This is a genomic window from Streptomyces sp. NPDC045846 (assembly GCF_056431605.1).
This window is the reverse complement of sequence record NZ_JBWKKJ010000010.1, coordinates 113,740-131,696: the sequence shown is the minus strand read 5'-3', so window position 1 is coordinate 131,696 and position 17,957 is coordinate 113,740. Positions and strand designations below refer to the sequence as shown.

At 71.0% G+C, this 17,957-nt stretch carries 16 protein-coding genes; 2 read left to right on the top strand and 14 right to left on the bottom strand.

Translation table 11 applies throughout. The features are described from left to right. Positions 1-60: 60 nt before the first annotated feature. Positions 61-642 carry a dienelactone hydrolase family protein gene (locus tag AC07F3_RS27640; RefSeq protein ID WP_479117134.1) on the bottom strand — a complete coding sequence of 194 codons (582 nt, stop codon included), beginning with the start codon at positions 640-642 and terminating at the stop codon, positions 61-63. A 30-nt stretch (positions 643-672) separates the two neighbouring features. Between AC07F3_RS27640 and AC07F3_RS27635 the strand changes: the two genes are divergently transcribed. Continuing rightward, a complete protein-coding gene (locus tag AC07F3_RS27635; protein ID WP_479117133.1) occupies positions 673-1,743 on the top strand; it encodes a mechanosensitive ion channel family protein in 1,071 nt (356 codons plus the stop codon). Between the two features lie 24 nt (positions 1,744-1,767). On the opposite strand, the gene AC07F3_RS27630 is transcribed toward AC07F3_RS27635, so the two are convergent. The 5 genes from AC07F3_RS27630 to AC07F3_RS27610 all read right to left on the bottom strand — a co-directional run bounded on the left by AC07F3_RS27630 (position 1,768) and on the right by AC07F3_RS27610 (position 6,591). Then, positions 1,768-3,354, bottom strand: coding sequence for a Na+/H+ antiporter (locus AC07F3_RS27630; protein ID WP_479117132.1), 1,587 nt, complete (start codon positions 3,352-3,354; stop codon positions 1,768-1,770). Positions 3,355-3,466: 112 nt separating this feature from the next. Then, positions 3,467-3,928, bottom strand: coding sequence for a GNAT family N-acetyltransferase (locus tag AC07F3_RS27625; protein ID WP_479117131.1), 462 nt, complete (start codon positions 3,926-3,928; stop codon positions 3,467-3,469). Next, positions 3,925-4,866 (bottom strand): RluA family pseudouridine synthase, encoded by a 942-nt coding sequence (locus tag AC07F3_RS27620; protein WP_479117130.1) that lies wholly within the window; start codon positions 4,864-4,866, stop codon positions 3,925-3,927. Before AC07F3_RS27620 ends, AC07F3_RS27625 begins: the two co-directional genes overlap by 4 nt. Before the next feature lie 65 nt (positions 4,867-4,931). Next, positions 4,932-5,498, bottom strand: coding sequence for a signal peptidase II (gene lspA / locus AC07F3_RS27615; RefSeq protein WP_479117129.1), 567 nt, complete (start codon positions 5,496-5,498; stop codon positions 4,932-4,934). Positions 5,499-5,559: 61 nt separating this feature from the next. Beyond that, positions 5,560-6,591 (bottom strand): TraR/DksA family transcriptional regulator, encoded by a 1,032-nt coding sequence (locus AC07F3_RS27610; RefSeq protein WP_479117128.1) that lies wholly within the window; start codon positions 6,589-6,591, stop codon positions 5,560-5,562. A 565-nt stretch (positions 6,592-7,156) separates the two neighbouring features. Here AC07F3_RS27610 and ileS point away from each other — a divergent pair. After that, on the top strand, positions 7,157-10,297 hold the full coding sequence (gene ileS / locus AC07F3_RS27605; RefSeq protein ID WP_479117127.1) for an isoleucine--tRNA ligase: 3,141 nt from the start codon (positions 7,157-7,159) through the stop codon (positions 10,295-10,297). 424 nt (positions 10,298-10,721) lie between these two features. On the opposite strand, the gene AC07F3_RS27600 is transcribed toward ileS, so the two are convergent. The 8 genes from AC07F3_RS27600 to murG all read right to left on the bottom strand — a co-directional run bounded on the left by AC07F3_RS27600 (position 10,722) and on the right by murG (position 17,955). Next, positions 10,722-11,897 carry a DivIVA domain-containing protein gene (locus AC07F3_RS27600; RefSeq protein WP_479117126.1) on the bottom strand — a complete coding sequence of 392 codons (1,176 nt, stop codon included), beginning with the start codon at positions 11,895-11,897 and terminating at the stop codon, positions 10,722-10,724. A 49-nt stretch (positions 11,898-11,946) separates the two neighbouring features. After that, complete coding sequence (locus tag AC07F3_RS27595; RefSeq protein WP_053727781.1) at positions 11,947-12,231, bottom strand: YggT family protein; 285 nt, start codon at positions 12,229-12,231, stop codon at positions 11,947-11,949. Positions 12,232-12,303: 72 nt separating this feature from the next. Then, complete coding sequence (locus tag AC07F3_RS27590; RefSeq protein ID WP_114035727.1) at positions 12,304-12,921, bottom strand: cell division protein SepF; 618 nt, start codon at positions 12,919-12,921, stop codon at positions 12,304-12,306. A 140-nt stretch (positions 12,922-13,061) separates the two neighbouring features. Continuing rightward, positions 13,062-13,781, bottom strand: coding sequence for a YggS family pyridoxal phosphate-dependent enzyme (locus AC07F3_RS27585; protein WP_479117125.1), 720 nt, complete (start codon positions 13,779-13,781; stop codon positions 13,062-13,064). A 6-nt stretch (positions 13,782-13,787) separates the two neighbouring features. Then, positions 13,788-14,495, bottom strand: coding sequence for a peptidoglycan editing factor PgeF (pgeF, locus tag AC07F3_RS27580; RefSeq protein ID WP_479117124.1), 708 nt, complete (start codon positions 14,493-14,495; stop codon positions 13,788-13,790). 52 nt (positions 14,496-14,547) lie between these two features. Beyond that, positions 14,548-15,753, bottom strand: a complete 1,206-nt coding sequence (gene ftsZ, locus AC07F3_RS27575) for a cell division protein FtsZ (RefSeq protein WP_479117123.1) — start codon at positions 15,751-15,753, stop codon at positions 14,548-14,550. Positions 15,754-16,030: 277 nt separating this feature from the next. Then, positions 16,031-16,846, bottom strand: a complete 816-nt coding sequence (locus AC07F3_RS27570) for a cell division protein FtsQ/DivIB (RefSeq protein ID WP_479117122.1) — start codon at positions 16,844-16,846, stop codon at positions 16,031-16,033. Between the two features lie 23 nt (positions 16,847-16,869). Further along, positions 16,870-17,955, bottom strand: coding sequence for an undecaprenyldiphospho-muramoylpentapeptide beta-N-acetylglucosaminyltransferase (murG, locus tag AC07F3_RS27565; protein ID WP_469833600.1), 1,086 nt, complete (start codon positions 17,953-17,955; stop codon positions 16,870-16,872). Positions 17,956-17,957: the final 2 nt, after the last annotated feature.

The following is a 17,957-nucleotide window of genomic DNA, read 5'->3' as shown; positions in this document are numbered from 1 at the left end:
CCCCGCCCCTGACGAACGGGCAGTCCGCACTCGCTGTCGCGGACTGCCCGTTCGGCGTTCCTACGCCTCGGCCGCGAGGTCGTCGAGGAAGCCGAGCGCCGTGCGCCAGGTCTGCTCGGCCGCCGCCTCGTCGTAGTCCGGCAGCCCCGGGTCGGTGTAGAGGTGGCCGGCGCCCGGGTAGCGGTAGATCTCCACGTCCGCGCCGGCCCGCCGCATCTGCAGGTACCAGGAGTTGAGCCAGTCGCCGGACTCGAACGGGTCCGGGTCGGCGACGTGGAGCTGCACGGGCAGCTCGTCCACGACCGTGTTCTCGGCCATGTCCGAGGTGCCGTGGAACAGCAGCAGCCCGCGCGCCTTGTCGTCGCCGAGCGCCAGGGTCTGCGCGATGGACGCGCCGAGCGAGAACCCGGCGTAGACGAGCCCGCGCTCCGAGTACGGGGCGGCCGCGAGAATGGCCCGCTTCAGGAGCTCGTCCTTGCCGATCTCGTCCTTGACGTCCCTGCCCTCCTCGACGGTCTCGACGGTGCGGCCCTCGTACAGGTCGGGCACGTGCACCTCGTGGCCCGCGGCCCGCAGTCGCCCGGCCGCCTCCTGTACGGCGGGACGCGGACCGTAGACCGAATGGAAAAGCATGATGTTCATGGGGCCATCGTGCCAGTTACGGTCGAAGGCATGGAGAACGTGCTGCGTCCGCTGATCGTCATCGGCGGCTCGGTCGTCCTCACACTGGTGGTGGGCTGGCTGGCCGACCGGCTGCTGCGCCGGGTCGACGCGCGGCACCACGAGACACCGCTGTGGGGACTGCTGCGCCGCTGCCGCATACCGCTGCGCCTGGTCCTGCTCACCGCGATCCTGCGCGGCTCCTACGCCGCGATCAAGTGGGGCCCGGTCCAGGAGCACAAGGCCGGCCTTGGCCAGATCCTGACGCTGGTCCTCATCGGCGCGAGCGCCTGGCTGGTGGTGCGGATCGCGACGGCGGTCGTGGAGTCCTCGTTCAGCCGGTACGCGACCTCGACCCGCGACCCGGCCCGGGTCCGCCGGGTCCGTACGCAGGTCACCCTCATCCAGCGGGTGGTCAGCGCGATCGTCGCCGTGGTGGCCGTCGCCTCGATGCTGCTCACCTTCCCCGCGATGCGCACGGCGGGCACCTCGCTGCTGGCCTCGGCGGGCATCCTGGGCATCGTCGCCGGTGTCGCGGCGCAGTCCACCCTCGGCAACCTCTTCGCGGGGCTCCAGATCGCCTTCGGGGACATGGTGCGGATCGGCGACACGGTGGTGGTCGACGGGGAGTGGGGCGTCGTCGAGGAGATCACGCTGACCTTCCTCGCGGTGCGCACCTGGGACGAGCGGCGCCTGACCATGCCGGTGTCGTACTTCACCAGCAAGCCGTTCCAGAACTGGTCGCGCGGCGGCGCCCAGATGACCGGCACGGTCTTCTTCCACCTCGACCACTCGGCGCCGCTGCCCCTGATGCGCGAGCGGCTCGCCCTGATCCTCAAGGAGTGCCCGGCCTGGGACGGGCGGGACTTCTCGCTCGCGGTGACGGACACCACGCCGTCCACGATCCAGGTCCGCGCGGTCGTCACCGCCAAGGACGCCGACGACATCTGGACGGTCCGGGTCACCGTCCGCGAGCAGCTGGTGGCGTGGCTGTACGCCGAGCACCCCTACGCCCTGCCGAGGATCACCACGGGCGAGGCCCGGCCCGCGGCCCGCCGGGCGATCGAGGACGAGCGGCCCTGAGGGGCGGGCGGGTCCCGGGCCGGGTCAGCGCAGGCTGCGGACGTCCAGCTGCCGCAGCACCCGGTCCACGATCTCCGGGTCGGCGCCGGGCTCGCTGCGCGCGGAGAGCACCTCGTGCCGGGCGGCCGACATCATCTCGCGCTGGATGCGCTGCACCGCCCGGATCCGCTCGACCCGCTTCGCGTACGCCTCGCGGCGCTCCTCGTCGACCATGTCGGGGCTGATCCGCGCGCCCACGTCGTAGGCCCGGCGGTGCAGCTGCTCCATGACGTCCTCGGGCAGCTCCTCGACGTCCTCGATCTCCTTCAGGCGCCGTTTCGCGGCCTTCGCGGCCCGCACCGCCAGGTCCCGCTCCAGCTGCCGCTCGGCGTCCGTGTCGGCCCGGACGCCCAGCCGCTTGACCAGCCAGGGCAGGGTCAGCCCCTGGAAGACCAGCGTCGTCATGATCACGGCGAAGGCGATGAAGACGATCTCGTCACGTCCGGGGAAGGGCGCGCCGTCGTCGGTCTTCAGCGGAATGGCGAGCGCCAGGGCCACCGAGGCGACCCCGCGCATCCCGGCCCACCACATGACGATGGTCTCCCGCCAGGAGGTGGGGATCTCCTCGTCGTAGTCGCGCAGGGTGTGCAGCCGCTTGGCGAGCCAGGTCGCCGGGAGCAGCCACAGCAGGCGTACGCCCACGACGACGCCCACCACGGCCGCGGCCCAGCCGAACATGTGCAGTTCGCGGCCGGTCGCGGTGCCGAACACGTTGTGGAGTTCGAGCCCGATGAGGCCGAACGCGACGCCGGTGACCAGGGTGTCGACGATCTGCCAGAAGGTGGCACCGGCGAGGCGGCCCTGCACGTCGTCGGCGTCCATCGTGTGCTCGGCGAGGAACAGCGCGACCGTCAGCACGGCCAGGACACCGGAGCCGCCGAACTCCTCGGCCAGCACGTAGCCGACGAACGGGACCAGGAGGGTGAGGCCGATCTGGAGGGTGGGGTCGTCCAGCAGACTCATCAGCTTGTTGGCGGCCCAGCCGAGCGCGAGCCCCACGGCGACCGCGACCACGGCGGACAGCACCAGCTCACCGGCGGCCGACGCCCAGGAGAAGCTCCCGGTCACGGTCGCCGTGATCGCCACGTGGTAGAGCACGATCGCGGTCACGTCGTTGAACAGGCCCTCGCCCTCCAGGATCGACACCAGGCGGCGGGGCAGGCCGAGCGAGCCCGCCACCGCGGTCGCCGCGACCGGGTCGGGCGGGGCGACCAGCGCGCCGAGCGCGACGGCGGCGGCGATCGGCAGGCCGGGCACGATGGAGTTGGCGACGGCGGCGACGGCCGCCGTGGTCACGAAGACGAGCGCCACGGCGAGCAGGAAGATGGGCCGGACGTTGGCCGTGAACTGCCGCCAGGAGGTGCGCTGCACGGAGGCGTAGAGCAGCGGCGGCAGCACGAGCGGGAGGATGAACTCCGGGTCGATGTCCACGTTCGGCACGAACGGAAGCAGCGCCATGGCGATCCCGCCGAGCGTCATGAGCACCGGAGCGGGCAGGCCGAGGCGCTCCCCGAGGGGGACCGTCACCACCGCGCCGAGCAGGAGCACGAGCAGCAGGGCCAGCTGATCCACGGATGCCCTCCCGGGCGGTGCGGGCCTGAACGGCCTTGACGATCAAGACCTACAGCGTGCCACGCAACCGGCCCGAACCGCCCATCGGGGGCATACGGTGCGCTCGGAACCGCTAGACCAGGACCCGCCGCATGGCCCGGTGCGCGATCCCGGCGTCCAGGAACTCCGGACCGTACGCCTCGTACCCGAGCCGCTCGTAGAAGCCCAGGGCGTGGGTCTGCGCGTGCAGGTCGACCGCGGTGAGGCCGCGCTCGCGGGCGGCCTCCTCGATAGCGCGCACCAGGGCCGCGCCGACGCCGAGGCCGCGCGCGGCGGAGGTCACCGCGAGCCGGCCGAGCGAGCCGATGTCCGCGCCGCCGGTCTTCTCCAGCGCCTCGGGGCCGTGCAGGAGCCGCCCGGTGCCGAGCGGGCCTTCGGCGCCCAGCGCGAGGACGTGCAGGGCGACCGCGTCGTACGCGTCGTACTCCAGCTCCTCGGGGACCTCCTGCTCGGCCACGAAGACCTGCCTGCGCACGGCGAAGCAGGCCTCGCGGTCGGCCGCGTCCTCGGCGACGCGGACCTCGAAGCCCGTCACTCGCTCTCGGCCCGGATGGTGTCGAGCGCGAACTGGAGGTCCGCCGGGTACTCGCTCGCGAACTCGACCCACTGGCCGTCCGAGGGGTGCTCGAAGCCGAGGCGCACCGCGTGCAGCCACTGGCGCGTCAGCTTGAGGCGCTTGGCGATGGTCGGGTCGGCGCCGTAGGTGAGGTCGCCGACGCAGGGGTGGCGGTGGGCCGACATGTGGACGCGGATCTGGTGCGTGCGGCCCGTCTCCAGCTTGATGTCGAGCAGGGAGGCGGCGCGGAAGGCCTCGATCAGGTCGTAGTGCGTGACCGACGGCTTGCCCTCGGCGGTCACGGCCCACTTGTAGTCGTGGTTGGGGTGGCGGCCGATCGGGGCGTCGATGGTGCCGCTCATCGGGTCCGGGTGGCCCTGGACCAGCGCGTGGTAGCGCTTGTCGACGACCCGCTCGCGGAACTGCGCCTTGAGCGAGGTGTACGCCCGCTCGGACTTGGCGACGACCATCAGGCCGGAGGTGCCCACGTCGAGGCGGTGCACGATGCCCTGGCGCTCGGCGGCGCCGGAGGTGGAGATGCGGTAACCGGCCGCGGCGAGGCCGCCGATGACCGTGGTGCCGGTCCAGCCCGGGCTCGGGTGGGCGGCGACGCCCACCGGCTTCATGATCACGACAATGTCGTCGTCGTCGTGGACGATCTCCATGCCCTCGACGGGCTCGGCGACGATCTGCACGGGGGCGGGCGCCTGCGGCATCTCGACCTCGAGCCAGGCCCCGCCGTGCACCCGCTCGGACTTGCCGACCACGGCGCCGTCGACCTGGACCTTCCCCGCCGCGGCCAGCTCGGCCGCCTTGGTACGGGAAAACCCGAACATGCGGGAGATGGCGGCGTCGACGCGCTCGCCTTCGAGGCCGTCGGGAACGGGCAGGGTGCGGATCTCGGGAATCGTGCTCACCCGTCGAGTATGCCTTGCCCCACCGACATCCCCCGCCGCAGCGTCCGACGGGCGGACCCGGGCGCTCAGTCGTTGTGGACGGTGCCGTCCGGGTCGAGCCCGCGGAACGACAGGATCACGATCAGGATGCCGCCGCACACGATGGCCGAGTCGGCGAGGTTGAAGACCGCGAAGCCCTTGGGCGCGATGAAGTCGACGACGGCGCCCTCGAAGATCCCGGGCGACCGGAAGATCCGGTCGGTGAGGTTGCCGAGCGCGCCACCGAGCAGCAGGCCGAGCGCGATCGCCCACGGCAGGCTGTAGAGCTTGCGCGCGAGCCGGGCGATCACCACGATCACGGTGGCCGCGATGATCGTGAAGATCACCGTGAACGCCTCGCCGATGCCGAAGGCGGCGCCCGCGTTGCGGATCGCGTTCAGTTCGAGCAGATCACCGATGACCTTGATCGGCTCGTGGTGCTCCAGCCTGGCCACCACGAGCATCTTGCTGCCGAGGTCGAGAAGGAAGGCGAAGACCGCCACCGCGAACAGCACGGCGATCTTCCGCTTGCCCTTCGGCTGCTCGGCAGGGGCCGCCTGCTCGTCGGCCCCTTCCACATCCGGCGTACCGATGATGCGCTCCGCCTCTGCCACGTGAGTCCCTCAACCGACTAGGTGCTGACTGAGCACGAGGGTACGGCACACCTGTGCGGAGTCAGCCCCGCCGTTCCTGCTTCTGCTTGTCCTCCACGCAGAGCGTGGCGCGCGGGAACGCCTGCATCCGGGCCTTGCCGATCGGGTTCCCGCAGACCTCGCAGTAGCCGTACGTCCCCGCGTCGAGCCGCTCCAGGGCGTGCTCGGTCTGTTCGAGGGTCTCGCGGGCGTTGGCGGCCAGCGCCATCTCGTGCTCGCGGGTGATGTTCTTGGTGCCGGTGTCGGCGTCGTCGTCGCCCGCGCCGTCCCCGGAGTCGCGCATCAGCCCGGCCAGCGCCGCCTCCGAGGCCTCGATCTCGCTGCGCAGCCGCAGCACCTCGCTGGACAGCTCGTTGCGGGCCTCGGAGACCTCCTCCGGGGTCCACGGGTCCTCGCCCGGCCGGACCGGAAGCTCCCCCGGGGCGGTCGTGGCGACCGCACGGGCCGCCGGCACCGCCGACGCCGCGGCGGTCCTGGCCGCCGTTGCCCCTCCCGCAGTCTTCTTCGCAACCACCTTGTTGGCTCCCGTCTGTTCCGCGGCCGAAGCCGCCCCCTGGGCCGCGGTCGCGGCCTTCTTGGCGCCCGCCCCGGCCGACTTCACCGGCGCCGTCTTGTCGGTCGCCTTGTCGGACGCGGCCCGCGCCGTCCCGGTTGCCTTGCCGGCCGCGGTCTTCTTGGCGGTGGTCTTCTTCGGCGCCGTCTTCTTGGCGGGCTCCGCCTCCTTGGCCGCGGCCGACCTGCCCGCGGTCGCCTTCCCCGCGGTCCTCTTCCCGGCGGTCGTCTTCCCGGATGGAGCGGCCTCGCCGGAAGCGGTCCTGGCCGCGGTCGCCCTGCTCGAAGCGGTCTTGGCCTGGGCTGCCTTGTTCGAAGCGGTCTTGCCCGACGTGGTCTTGCCCGACGTGGTCTTCCTGGCCGCCGTCTTCTTGGCGGCGGTGCTCTTCCCGCCGTTCGTGTCCTTGGCCGCCGAGCCCGTGGTGGCACCTGCGGCAGCACTTGTGGCACTGGCTCTCTTGGACGCCGTTGTGGTCTCTACGGCGGTCTTCTTCGCCACCATGGCCGCGGCCCCTTCACATATTGTGATCTTGCTCGCGAATCGTGCTGGGACGATAAATCGACCCCAGGCCCGCGGCAACGGGGCACGCCGCCGGTTCGCCCCGCCCCGGACCGGCGGCAAGACGAACCTGCATCGGTTGTGCCCAGCTCCCGGCCCGGTAATCCGCCGGACGGGCGGAGCCGGACTCCGCCGGAGGCCGTATGCCCATTCGGGTCACGGACGCAGCCCCGGCCCGGTCCGCCGAAATCCGGTCGGCCGCCCTGCGCCGGGCCCCGTACACTGGCCGCAGCGAGAGGCGTGGACGGGACGAGTAGCGGCGTACGCAGCCAAGAGCGATCCGGGGACGGTGTGAGCCCGGAGGTGAGCGCGCGGTGAAGATCACCCCCGAGCCGCCGGAAGAAAGACCCCGGGTTCGACGGGGTCCGGTAGAACCGGCTTCGCGACCCCAATGAGGGGGCGGTGTTCCGCACACCGCCAAGGAGGGTGGTACCGCGGGAGCGCCCCACGAGGGCAGGCTCTCGTCCCTCCGACGGAACCGCACGACGATCCGCCGGAGGATGAACGGATGTCGCAGTACCGCCAGGTGCCCGCCCAGGTCGACCTGCCTGCCCTTGAGCACGCCGTGCTCGACTTCTGGGAGCAGTCCAAGGTCTTCGCCAAGAGCCTCGAACAGTCCGAGGGCCGCCCCGAGTGGGTCTTCTACGAGGGCCCGCCCACCGCCAACGGCATGCCGGGCGCCCACCACATCGAGGCCCGCGTCTTCAAGGACGTCTTCCCCCGCTTCCGCACGATGCAGGGCTACCACGTGGCCCGCAAGGCCGGCTGGGACTGCCACGGCCTGCCCGTCGAGCTGGCGGTCGAGAAGGAGCTCGGCTTCAACGGCAAGAAGGACATCGAGGCGTACGGCATCGCCGAGTTCAACGCCAAGTGCCGCGAGTCCGTGACCCGCCACACCGACGCCTTCGCCGACCTCACGACCCGGATGGGCTACTGGGTCGACCTGGACGACGCCTACCGCACCATGGACCCGCAGTACGTCGAGTCCGTGTGGTGGTCCCTGAAGGAGATCTTCAACAAGGGCCTGCTCACCCAGGACCACCGCGTCGCCCCCTGGTGCCCGCGCTGCGGCACCGGCCTCTCGGACCACGAGCTGGCGCAGGGCTACGAGACGGTCGTGGACCCCTCGGTCTTCGTCCGCTTCCCGCTCACCGGCGGCCCGCTCGCGGGCGAGGCGGCCCTCCTGGTGTGGACGACGACCCCGTGGACGCTGGTGTCCAACACGGCGGTCGCGGCCCACCCCGAGGTCACCTACGTCGTGGCCACGAACGGCGAGGAGAAGCTCGTCGTCGCCCAGCCCCTCCTGGAGAAGGCGCTCGGCGAGGGCTGGGAGACCACCGGCCAGAGCTTCACCGGCGCCGAGATGGAGCGCTGGACCTACCAGCGCCCCTTCGAGCTGGTCGAGTTCCCGGAGCCCGCGCACTATGTCGTGAACGCGGAGTACGTCACGACCGAGGACGGTACGGGTCTGGTCCACCAGTCCCCCGCCTTCGGCGCCGACGACCTCCTGGTCTGCAAGGCGTACGGCCTTCCGGTGGTGAACCCGGTCCGCCCCGACGGCACCTTCGAGGAGGACGTGCCGCTGGTCGGCGGCGTCTTCTTCAAGAAGGCCGACGAGAGGCTCACGGAGGACCTCAAGGAGCGCGGCCTCCTCTTCCGCCACGTCCCGTACGAGCACAGCTACCCGCACTGCTGGCGCTGCCACACCGCGCTGCTCTACTACGCACAGCCGTCCTGGTACATCCGCACCACCGCCGTCAAGGACGCGCTGCTGCGGGAGAACGAGAAGACCAACTGGTTCCCCGAGTCGGTCAAGGAGGGCCGCTTCGGCGACTGGCTGAAGAACAACATCGACTGGGCGCTGTCCCGCAACCGCTACTGGGGCACCCCGCTGCCCATCTGGCGCTGCGAGGAGGGCCACCTCACCTGTGTCGGGTCCCGCGCCGAGCTGACCGGGCTGACCGGCACGGACCAGTCCGCGCTCGACCCGCACCGCCCGTACATCGACGACGTGACGTTCACCTGCACCGCCGAGGGCTGCTCCCTGGAGGCCGTCCGCGTGCCGGAGGTCATCGACGCCTGGTACGACTCGGGCTCGATGCCGTTCGCGCAGTACGGCTACCCGCACCGGAACAAGGAACTGTTCGAGTCCCGCTACCCGGCGCAGTTCATCTCCGAGGCCATCGACCAGACCCGCGGCTGGTTCTACACGCTGATGGCGGTCGGCACCCTGGTCTTCGACAAGTCGTCGTACGAGAACGTGGTGTGCCTCGGCCACATCCTCGCCGAGGACGGCCGCAAGATGTCCAAGCACCTGGGCAACACCCTGGACCCGATCCCGCTGATGGACCAGCACGGCGCCGACGCGGTGCGCTGGTTCATGGCGGCCGGCGGCTCGCCGTGGGCGGCCCGCCGGGTGGGCCACGGCACCATCCAGGAGGTCGTGCGCAAGACCCTGCTGACCTACTGGAACACGGTCGCCTTCCAGGCCCTGTACGCCCGCACCTCCAATTGGGCACCCAGCGCGGCGGACCCGGCCCCGGCCGACCGCACGGTCCTGGACCGGTGGCTGCTGAGCGAGCTCAGCTCCCTGGTCGAGGGCGTCACTTCGGCCCTGGAGTCCTACGACACCCAGAAGGCGGGCAAGCTCCTGTCCTCCTTCGTCGACGACCTCTCCAACTGGTACGTGCGCCGCTCCCGCCGCCGCTTCTGGCAGGGCGACAAGGCGGCGCTGCGCACGCTGCACGACGTCGTGGAGACCGTCACCCGCCTGATGGCCCCGCTGACGCCGTTCATCACCGAGCGCGTCTGGCTGGACATGGTGGTGCCGGTGACCCCGGACGCCCCGGAGTCCGTCCACCTGTCGTCGTGGCCGAAGGCCGACCCGGCGGCGATCGACCCGGCCCTCTCCACCCAGATGGCGCTGGTACGCCGCCTGGTCGAGCTCGGCCGGGCCACCCGCGCGGAGTCGGGCGTCAAGACGCGCCAGCCGCTGTCGCGGGCCCTGGTCGCGGTGACGGGCTTCGAGACGCTCTCCCCGGAGCTGCACGCGCAGATCACCGAAGAGCTGAACGTGACGTCCCTGGCCTCCCTCGCCGAGGTGGGCGGCTCGCTGGTCGACACCACGGCGAAGGCCAACTTCCGCGCGCTCGGCAAGCGGTTCGGCAAGGGCGTGCAGGACGTGGCGAAGGCCGTGGCCGCGGCCGACGCGGCGGCCCTGTCCGCCTCGCTGCGCGACACGGGCACGGCGTCCGTCGAGGTCAACGGCGAGCAGGTCTCGCTGGCCCCGGACGAGGTCATCATCACCGAGACCCCGCGCGAGGGCTGGTCGGTGGCCTCGGACTCCGGCGCCACGGTCGCCCTCGACCTGGAGATCACCCCGGAGCTGCGTCTCGCGGGCCTGGCCCGGGACGCGATCCGGCTGATCCAGGAGGCGCGCAAGAACAGCGGGCTCGACGTGGCGGACCGGATCGCGGTGCGCTGGGTCGCCACGGATCCGGAGGTCGCCTCGGCGCTGACGGCCCACGCGGACCTGATCGCGGACGAGGTCCTGGCGACGGACTACGCGTCCGGCGAGGCGCCCTCGGGGTACGGCGAGCCCTTCACCGACGAGGGCCTCTCCCTGACGTTCCGCCTCCGCAAGGCGTAGCAGCCCCCTACCGGCGGCCCACCCCCACGCGGGGGCGGGCCGCCGAGCCGTACCCCCCGGGGGGCGTTCCCCCTGAGGTGTCCTGCACTGGCCGGCACCGCGCAGCCAGGGGCGCGGGGAACTGCGCGAGAAGCGACCACGGTCCGCGGAAGAAGGCGGGTTTCCAGGGGCGCGGGGAACTGCGCGACCAGCCGCGCACGCACCCGCACGCAAAAAGGCGGCCTCCGGCCCCGGGCCGGACTCCGGGCCGGCGCAGCCGCCGGAGAAGACCCGCCCCGCCAGGGGCAACCGGCCGCAGCGGACCGGACCCGCCGGGCCGAGGGCGCGGGGCCGGAGCGCGCAAAAGGGCCGGGCCCCTGGAAATCCAGGGGCCCGGCCCTCGCAGTCTGCCGACGGCTACGCGCGGATCACGCGCGCAGACCCGTCAGTTGTCGTCCTCGTCGATCAGGAAGCCCCGCATCGGCGACGGAGCCTGCTGCATCGGCGACGGGCCCTGCGGCCGCACCGGCGCCATCGGCTGGGTCATCGCCGGCGACATCTGCTGCTGGCCACCGTAGGACGGCGCGCTGGGCATGGACTGCTGACCGCCCATGGACTGCTGGCCACCCATGGGGTGCCCCATCGCACCGGCACCGGCCGACGCCATGGACCCGCTCATCTGCGGGGCCGGCGGCAGCGACGCGGTCGCCGGGGTGCGCGGCGGCGCGAGCGAGTCGTCGGCCTGGGTCTCCAGCTGACGCAGCTGGGACTCCAGGTAGGACTTCAGGCGCGTACGGTACTCGCGCTCGAAGCCGCGCAGGTCCTCGACCTTGCGCTCCAGCGTGGCGCGGGCGGACTCCAGGGAGCCCATCGCGACGCGGTGCTTCTCCTGCGCGTCCCGCTCCAGGGCGTCGGCCTTGGCACGGGCGTCGCGCTCGAGGCCCTCGGCGCGGGACCGGGCCTCACCGACGATCTTGTTGGCCTCGGAACGGGCCTCCGCGATCGCCTGGTCGGCGGTCTGCTGCGCGAGGGAGAGCACCCGGGCGGCGCTGTCGCCACCGGGAGCCTGGGCCGGCTGTCCCATCTGCGGACCGTGGCCGCCCATGGGGCCGCCCATCGGCTGGCCCATGGGGCCCTGGCCGAGCTGGTTCTGACCCATGGGGCCCTGACCCAGCTGGTTCTGGCCCATCGGACCCTGGCCCATGGGGCCCTGGCCCATCTGGCCCTGACCCATCTGGCCCTGGCCGTGCTGGCCCTGCGGGCCGTGGCCGCCAGGTCCCGCGGGCAGCTGCGGCGCACCGCTGGGCAGCTGGGGCGGACCCATCTGCGGCTGCTGCTGCTGGACCTGCGGCGGACCGGATATGGCGGCGGGTACGGGCGCGCCCGGGCCTCGGCCGTCCTGCGGCTCCGGCTTGCGCATGCCCTGCTGCTGCTGGTTCTGCGCGGCGGCGCGGGTGGCGGCAGCCAGCTTGGCGCGCAGGTCCTCGTTCTCACGGAGCAGTCGCGTCAACTCGGACTCGACCTCGTCGAGGAAGGCATCGACCTCGTCCTCGTCATAGCCTTCTCGGAGGCGGACGGTCGTGAACTGCTTGTTCCGCACGTCCTCGGGGGTCAGCGGCATCTCTTCTTCACCTCTACGTAGTCGTCGGCAGTCGGCAGGACCGTATCGTTCACAACCTGACCACGATGCTGATCAGGATGTAGACGATGATCATCAGAACGAAGAAGGACAGGTCGAGTGCCACGCCCCCGAGACGCAGCGGCGGAATGAACCGCCGCAGAAGCTTGAGCGGTGGATCGGTGACAGTGTAGGTGGCCTCAAGAATGACCACCATCGCCTTGCCGGGTTGCCATGAACGGGCGAACTGGAAGACGTAGTCCATGACGAGCCGGAAGATCAGCACGATGAGGAAGCACATCAGCGCGATGTAGACCACCTGTAGTGCGACGCCCATCTCGCGCTTCCCTCTCCCCTTGCCTCAAAGCTCCGGCCTTGTCCTGGCCGGTTCGTTCCCGGTGTCGTGTTCTCAGCTCTGGTTGAAGAAACCGCCCTCTGCGATGCGGGCCTTGTCCTCCGCCGTGACATCGACGTTAGCAGGAGACAGCAGGAACACCTTCTGCGTCACCCGTTCAATGCTGCCGTGCAGGCCGAAGACGAGTCCGGCGGCAAAGTCGACAAGTCGCTTCGCGTCGGTGTCGTCCATCTCGGTGAGATTCATGATCACCGGAGTGCCCTCGCGGAAGTGTTCCCCGATGGTACGGGCCTCGTTGTAGGTCCGCGGGTGCAGCGTGGTGATGCGGTACGGCTCCCGCTCGGACACGACCTTGGGCATGATCACCGGTGCGTTCTTCTCCAGGCTCGGACGTTCAGGTGTGATGGATGCCACGGGTGCAATTCGCGCCGGACGTCCGCTTTCTACCGATAGCTGAACCGGTTCTCTCGGCGCTGGAGGCTGAGTTACTCGTACCGGTTCGTCCCGTTCGTCCTGGAGTGTGGACTGGTGCGGAGGCTGATGCCGCCGACGGTCGCGCTCCGGTTCGGGCTCGGGTTCGAAATCGTCGTCGGGGTCGAACCCCCGGCCGTCGTACCCATCGTCCTCCACGAGGCCGAGGTAGACCGCCATCTTGCGCATCGCGCCGGCCATGCTCAGATTCCTCCGCTCTGTGGTGGATCGCTCCTGTCGCCAACTGGCAGCGTCACCAAGGGCCCACGATCCACGCGGTCTGCCCACCGAAGAGTGGGAATGACCATATTTTCTGCTGTGGTCCGACTTGCTTCGCGACGTTACCCGAGCCGGGGTCGGACTCCGAGTACCGCCGTTCCGACGCGTACATGTGTCGCTCCGGCCGCAACGGCCTCTTCGAGGTCCGCACTCATCCCTGCTGACACCATGTTCGCAGCCGGATGGTCCGCGCGCAGGCGGGATGAGAATTCCACCAGCCGCTCGAACGCGGCCCGTTGCCGTCCGGCGTACTCACCGGCCAGCGGCGCCACCGTCATCAGACCGTCGAGCCGGAGCCCGGGCGCCTCGGCGACCAGGGCCGCCAACTCCTCGATTCCGTCCGGGGCCACGCCTCCGCGCTCGCCCCGCGCACCGGACTCCGCGTCCAGCGCGACCTGGATGAGACAGCCCAGCTCGCGCTCGGCCCGGACCGCCGCGGCGGAGAGCGAGCCGATCAGCTTGGACCGGTCGACCGACTGCACCATATCGGCATAACCCGCAACAGAACGAACCTTGTTCGTCTGCAACTGACCCACGAAGTGCCAGGTGAGATCGAGGTCCGCGCAGGCCGCCGCCTTGGGGGCCGCGTCCTGGTCGCGGTTCTCCGCGACATGGCGTACGCCCAGCTCGTGCAGCAGGCGCACATCGCTCGCCGGGTAGGTCTTGGTGACCACGATGAGGGTCACCTCGTCCCGTCGGCGCCCGGCCGCGGCGCAGGCGGAAGCGATACGTTCCTCCACCCGGGCCAGGTTCTCGGCGAGTTCGGTCTTGCGATCCGTCATGAGTCCTCAGTCCAGCCAGACATATCCGGCGAGCCGCCCCGTGGTGCGGTCGCGACGGTACGAGAAGTGGTCCAGGGATTCGAGCGTGCAGACCGGCGAGGCCTGGAGGTCGGTGACGCCCAGGGCGGTCAGTTGCGCGTGCACTCCCGCGGTGACGTCCACGGCGGGCGTGCCCCAGCTGGTCTCGGACCAGGCGGCGGGCTCGGCCTCGGCGACCTCGGCCCGCATCCGCTCGGGCACCTCGTAGCAGCGTCCGCAGACGGCCGGGCCGGTGCGCGCGACGATCCTGGCCGGGTCGGCGCCGAGCGAGACCATCGCCTCGACGGCGGCGGGCACCACGCCCGCGACCATTCCGGGCCGCCCCGCGTGGGCCGCGCCCGCGACCCCCGCCACCGGATCGGCGAGCAGGACCGGGGTGCAGTCCGCGGTGAGCACGGCGAGCGCCGTGCCCCGACGGCCCGTCACCACCGCGTCCACGGCGGTCGTGTCGTCCGGGGCGAAGGGGCCGTCGACGACGGCGACCTCGCGGCCGTGCACCTGGTTCATCCAGACCACCCGGCCCGGGTCGAGCCCGAGCGAGGCGGCGGCGCGCTCACGGTTGGCCCGGACGGCGGCGGGGTCGTCGCCGACCGCGCCGCCGAGGTTGAGCTCCTCGTACGGAACGGCGCTCACCCCGCCCCACCGGTCGGTGAAGGCGAAGTGCGCGCCGCTCACAGTGCCCTGCTCTCGTATCACTTCAAGAGATCGCTTCGAAACGTCACTTCAGTCACTTGAGGAAGTCCGGGACGTCCAGCTCCTCGGCCTGGCTGTCCGGGTACGGACGGGCCGTGGGGATGGCCGAGGGGGCCGGGGCCTCGTTGACCGGGGCCGGCTCGACCGGGGCGGGCGCCACCGGGGGCTCCTCGCGGGTGCTGACCGTGCCGAGTCCGCCGAGCGGCCGGGACACCTCGGCGGGGCGCGAAGGAGTGGGCTCCTCGCGCTTGTTGGAGGTGCTGCCCAGCACGTTGTCCCGCCGGGCCGGCGGCTGTCCGCCGTCGAAGCCGGCCGCGATGACCGTGACGCGCACCTCGTCGCCGAGGGCGTCGTCGATGACCGCGCCGAAGATGATGTTGGCCTCGGGGTGGGCGGCCTCGCTGACCAGCTGGGCCGCCTCGTTGATCTCGAAGAGGCCGAGGTCCGAGCCGCCGGAGATGGAGAGCAGCACCCCGCGGGCGCCGTCGATGGAGGCTTCGAGCAGCGGCGAGGAGATCGCCATCTCGGCGGCGGCCACCGCGCGGTCGTCGCCGCGTGCCGAGCCGATGCCCATGAGCGCCGAACCGGCCTCGGACATGACCGACTTGACGTCGGCGAAGTCAAGGTTGATGAGCCCCGGCGTGGTGATCAGGTCCGTGATGCCCTGGACACCGGAGAGCAGGACCTGGTCGGCCGACTTGAAGGCGTCCAGGACCGAGACCTGGCGGTCCGAGATGGACAGCAGCCGGTCGTTGGGAATGACGATGAGGGTGTCGACCTCTTCGCGGAGCTCGGCGATGCCGTCCTCCGCCTGGTTCGCCCGGCGCCGGCCCTCGAAGGTGAACGGGCGGGTGACCACACCGATCGTCAGGGCGCCGAGCGAGCGCGCGATGTTGGCGACGACGGGGGCGCCGCCGGTGCCGGTGCCGCCGCCCTCGCCGGCGGTGACGAAGACCATGTCGGCCCCCTTGAGGACCTCCTCGATCTCCTCACGGTGGTCCTCTGCCGCCTTGCGTCCGACTGCCGGGTTGGCTCCGGCCCCGAGGCCGCGGGTGAGTTCACGGCCGACGTCGAGCTTGACGTCGGCGTCGCTCATCAACAGTGCTTGCGCGTCCGTGTTGATCGCGATGAACTCGACGCCCTTGAGACCGACCTCGATCATTCGGTTGATGGCATTGACACCACCGCCGCCGACACCGATGACCTTGATGACTGCGAGGTAGTTCTGCGGTGCTGCCACGTCGAAGGCCTCTCGCCTCGAGTTACGGGTCGTCACTTCGCGGGTGGCGCAAGGTGACGACGAATGCCGATTGGGACGGTCCGTATCGCCGACCCGAACCCTAACGTTGAAGTTTAGGGTTACCAGTGTGTCTGTTCGCTGGACTCTTCCGAACAGGACACTAAGTCGACAAGTGGCGCACGTTCAACGAACACGCCGAACCTCCCGTTTTTCTTTTCACCCTATGTGATCACCCGTGTCGCTGACCAACCAGGGTGCTGGCCAGCGCATATGTCCGTCAACTACCCGATACCGCAGGGGCGGTGGGGGCGCTCACATCGAAGCGGGTCGACTTCGGCCGGGCTTTCATCAGTGCACTGAGGGTACGTCCCTTCAGCTCACCGTCCTCATCGCTGCCCCACAGCACGCTCCGCCCCCCGGTCAGCTCCAGCGTGACGGAGTCGTACGAGGAAATCCGGACGGAACGGGTCTCCTTGGCGACGGCCGACGGGAGTTCACCCGTGATGCGGACCGCTTCGAGGACCAGCCGGTCGGTGCCGAAGCGGCGCTGACTCGGCGACTGCGAGGGGACCAATTCGAGCAGCGGAACGCCCTTCAACGGCTGCGGGATGGTGGCGAAACGCACACCCTTGGCGTCCACTTCGTCGAACTTCGCACCGTTCTTCATGACCAGGGCCGGCTCGCGTTCGGTCACTTGGAGACCGATCCCGTGCGGCCATGAGCGAATGACCTCGACGGAGTCGATGCGCGGCAGCTTCTGGCGCAATCGGGCCTCAATCCCGCCTGTGTCGACGGAAATCAGGGGCGATCCGATCGGTACCGCGGCGGCCGCCTCGACCTCACCGGGCGTCAGAATCCGGGTCCCGGTGGTCTTCACGTGTTCGACGCGGAGCCAGGTCGAGCCGTACAGCACCCAGATGACGCCGGCTCCGAGCAGGACGGCGGCGAAGCCGAGGACGATCAGGCCGCGCCCGCGGGGCAGCCGGAGGCGGCGGCCCGACCGGGGGCGGGGGCCGGGCCGGCCGGACTTCGCGGATTTCGCCGACCTGTCGGTCTTTCCGCCACCGCGCTGAGCGGTCGCCTGTCCGGCCACGGTCCCTGCCTTCCGTCAGTTGATCAGCGTCCTGCGATGGCCTCGTACACCATCTGCACGAGGAGTTGGTCGGCGTCGCGCCGCCCGAACTCGGCGGCGGAGCGCGACATCTCGTACAGCCGGTGCGGGTCGGCGAGCACCGGAAGGACGTTGCTCTGCACCCACTCGGGAGTGAGTTCGGCGTCGTCGACGAGGAGTCCGCCACCGGCCTTGACCACCGGCTGGGCGTTCAGCCGCTGTTCGCCGTTGCCGATCGGCAGCGGTACGTAGGCGGCGGGCAGCCCGACGGCGGAGAGTTCGGCGACGGTCATCGCGCCCGCGCGGCAGAGCATCATGTCGGCCGCGGCGTACGCGAGATCCATCCGGTCCACGTACGGTACCGGGACGTACGGGGGCATCCCGGGCATGTTGTCGACACGCGGCAGTTCGTTCTTCGGGCCGACCGCGTGCAGGATCTGGATTCCGGAGCGCTGGAGCACCGGCGCGATCTGCTGGATCACCTCGTTCAGACGGCGGGCGCCCTGCGAGCCGCCGGAGACGAGCAGCGTCGGCAGCCCCGGGTCGAGCCCGAACGCGGCCCGCGCCTCGGGGCGGACCCGGGCCCGGTCGAGCGTCGCGATCGAGTAGCGCAGCGGGATGCCGATGTAGCGGGAGTTGCGCAGCTTGCTGTCCGGGGTGGCGACGGCCACCGAGGCCGCGTACCGCGAACCGATCTTGTTGGCGAGGCCGGGCCGTGCGTTGGCCTCGTGGACCACGATCGGCACCCCGAGCCGCTTGGCGGCCAGGTAGCCGGGCAGCGCCACGTAGCCGCCGAAGCCGACGACGCAGTCGGCCTTGGTGCGCTCCAGGATCTGCTCGGCGGCCTTGATCGTGCCGCGCAGCCGCCCGGGGACGGTGATCAGCTCGGGCGTGGGCCTGCGCGGCAGTGGGACGGCCGGGATGAGCGCCAGCTCGTAACCGCGCTCGGGCACGAGCCGGGTCTCCAGGCCCTTCTCCGTGCCGAGTGCCGTGATCCCCACGGTGGGGTCCTGCCTGCGCAGGGCGTCCGCGAGGGCGAGCGCGGGCTCGATGTGGCCGGCGGTCCCCCCACCGGCGAGTACGACATGCACCG

Excerpts from the sequence above, each read along its gene's own strand:
- AC07F3_RS27635 (WP_479117133.1), top strand. The coding sequence starts at position 673 with ATGGAGAACGTGCTGCGTCCGCTGATCGTCATCGGCGGCTCGGTCGTC.
- ileS (WP_479117127.1), top strand. The coding sequence starts at position 7,157 with ATGTCGCAGTACCGCCAGGTGCCCGCCCAGGTCGACCTGCCTGCCCTT.
- AC07F3_RS27585 (WP_479117125.1), bottom strand. The coding sequence starts at position 13,781 with ATGACGGATCGCAAGACCGAACTCGCCGAGAACCTGGCCCGGGTGGAG.
- AC07F3_RS27600 (WP_479117126.1), bottom strand. The coding sequence starts at position 11,897 with ATGCCGCTGACCCCCGAGGACGTGCGGAACAAGCAGTTCACGACCGTC.
- AC07F3_RS27595 (WP_053727781.1), bottom strand. The coding sequence starts at position 12,231 with ATGGGCGTCGCACTACAGGTGGTCTACATCGCGCTGATGTGCTTCCTC.
- AC07F3_RS27640 (WP_479117134.1), bottom strand. The coding sequence starts at position 642 with ATGAACATCATGCTTTTCCATTCGGTCTACGGTCCGCGTCCCGCCGTA.
- AC07F3_RS27590 (WP_114035727.1), bottom strand. The coding sequence starts at position 12,921 with ATGGCCGGCGCGATGCGCAAGATGGCGGTCTACCTCGGCCTCGTGGAG.
- AC07F3_RS27610 (WP_479117128.1), bottom strand. The coding sequence starts at position 6,591 with ATGGTGGCGAAGAAGACCGCCGTAGAGACCACAACGGCGTCCAAGAGA.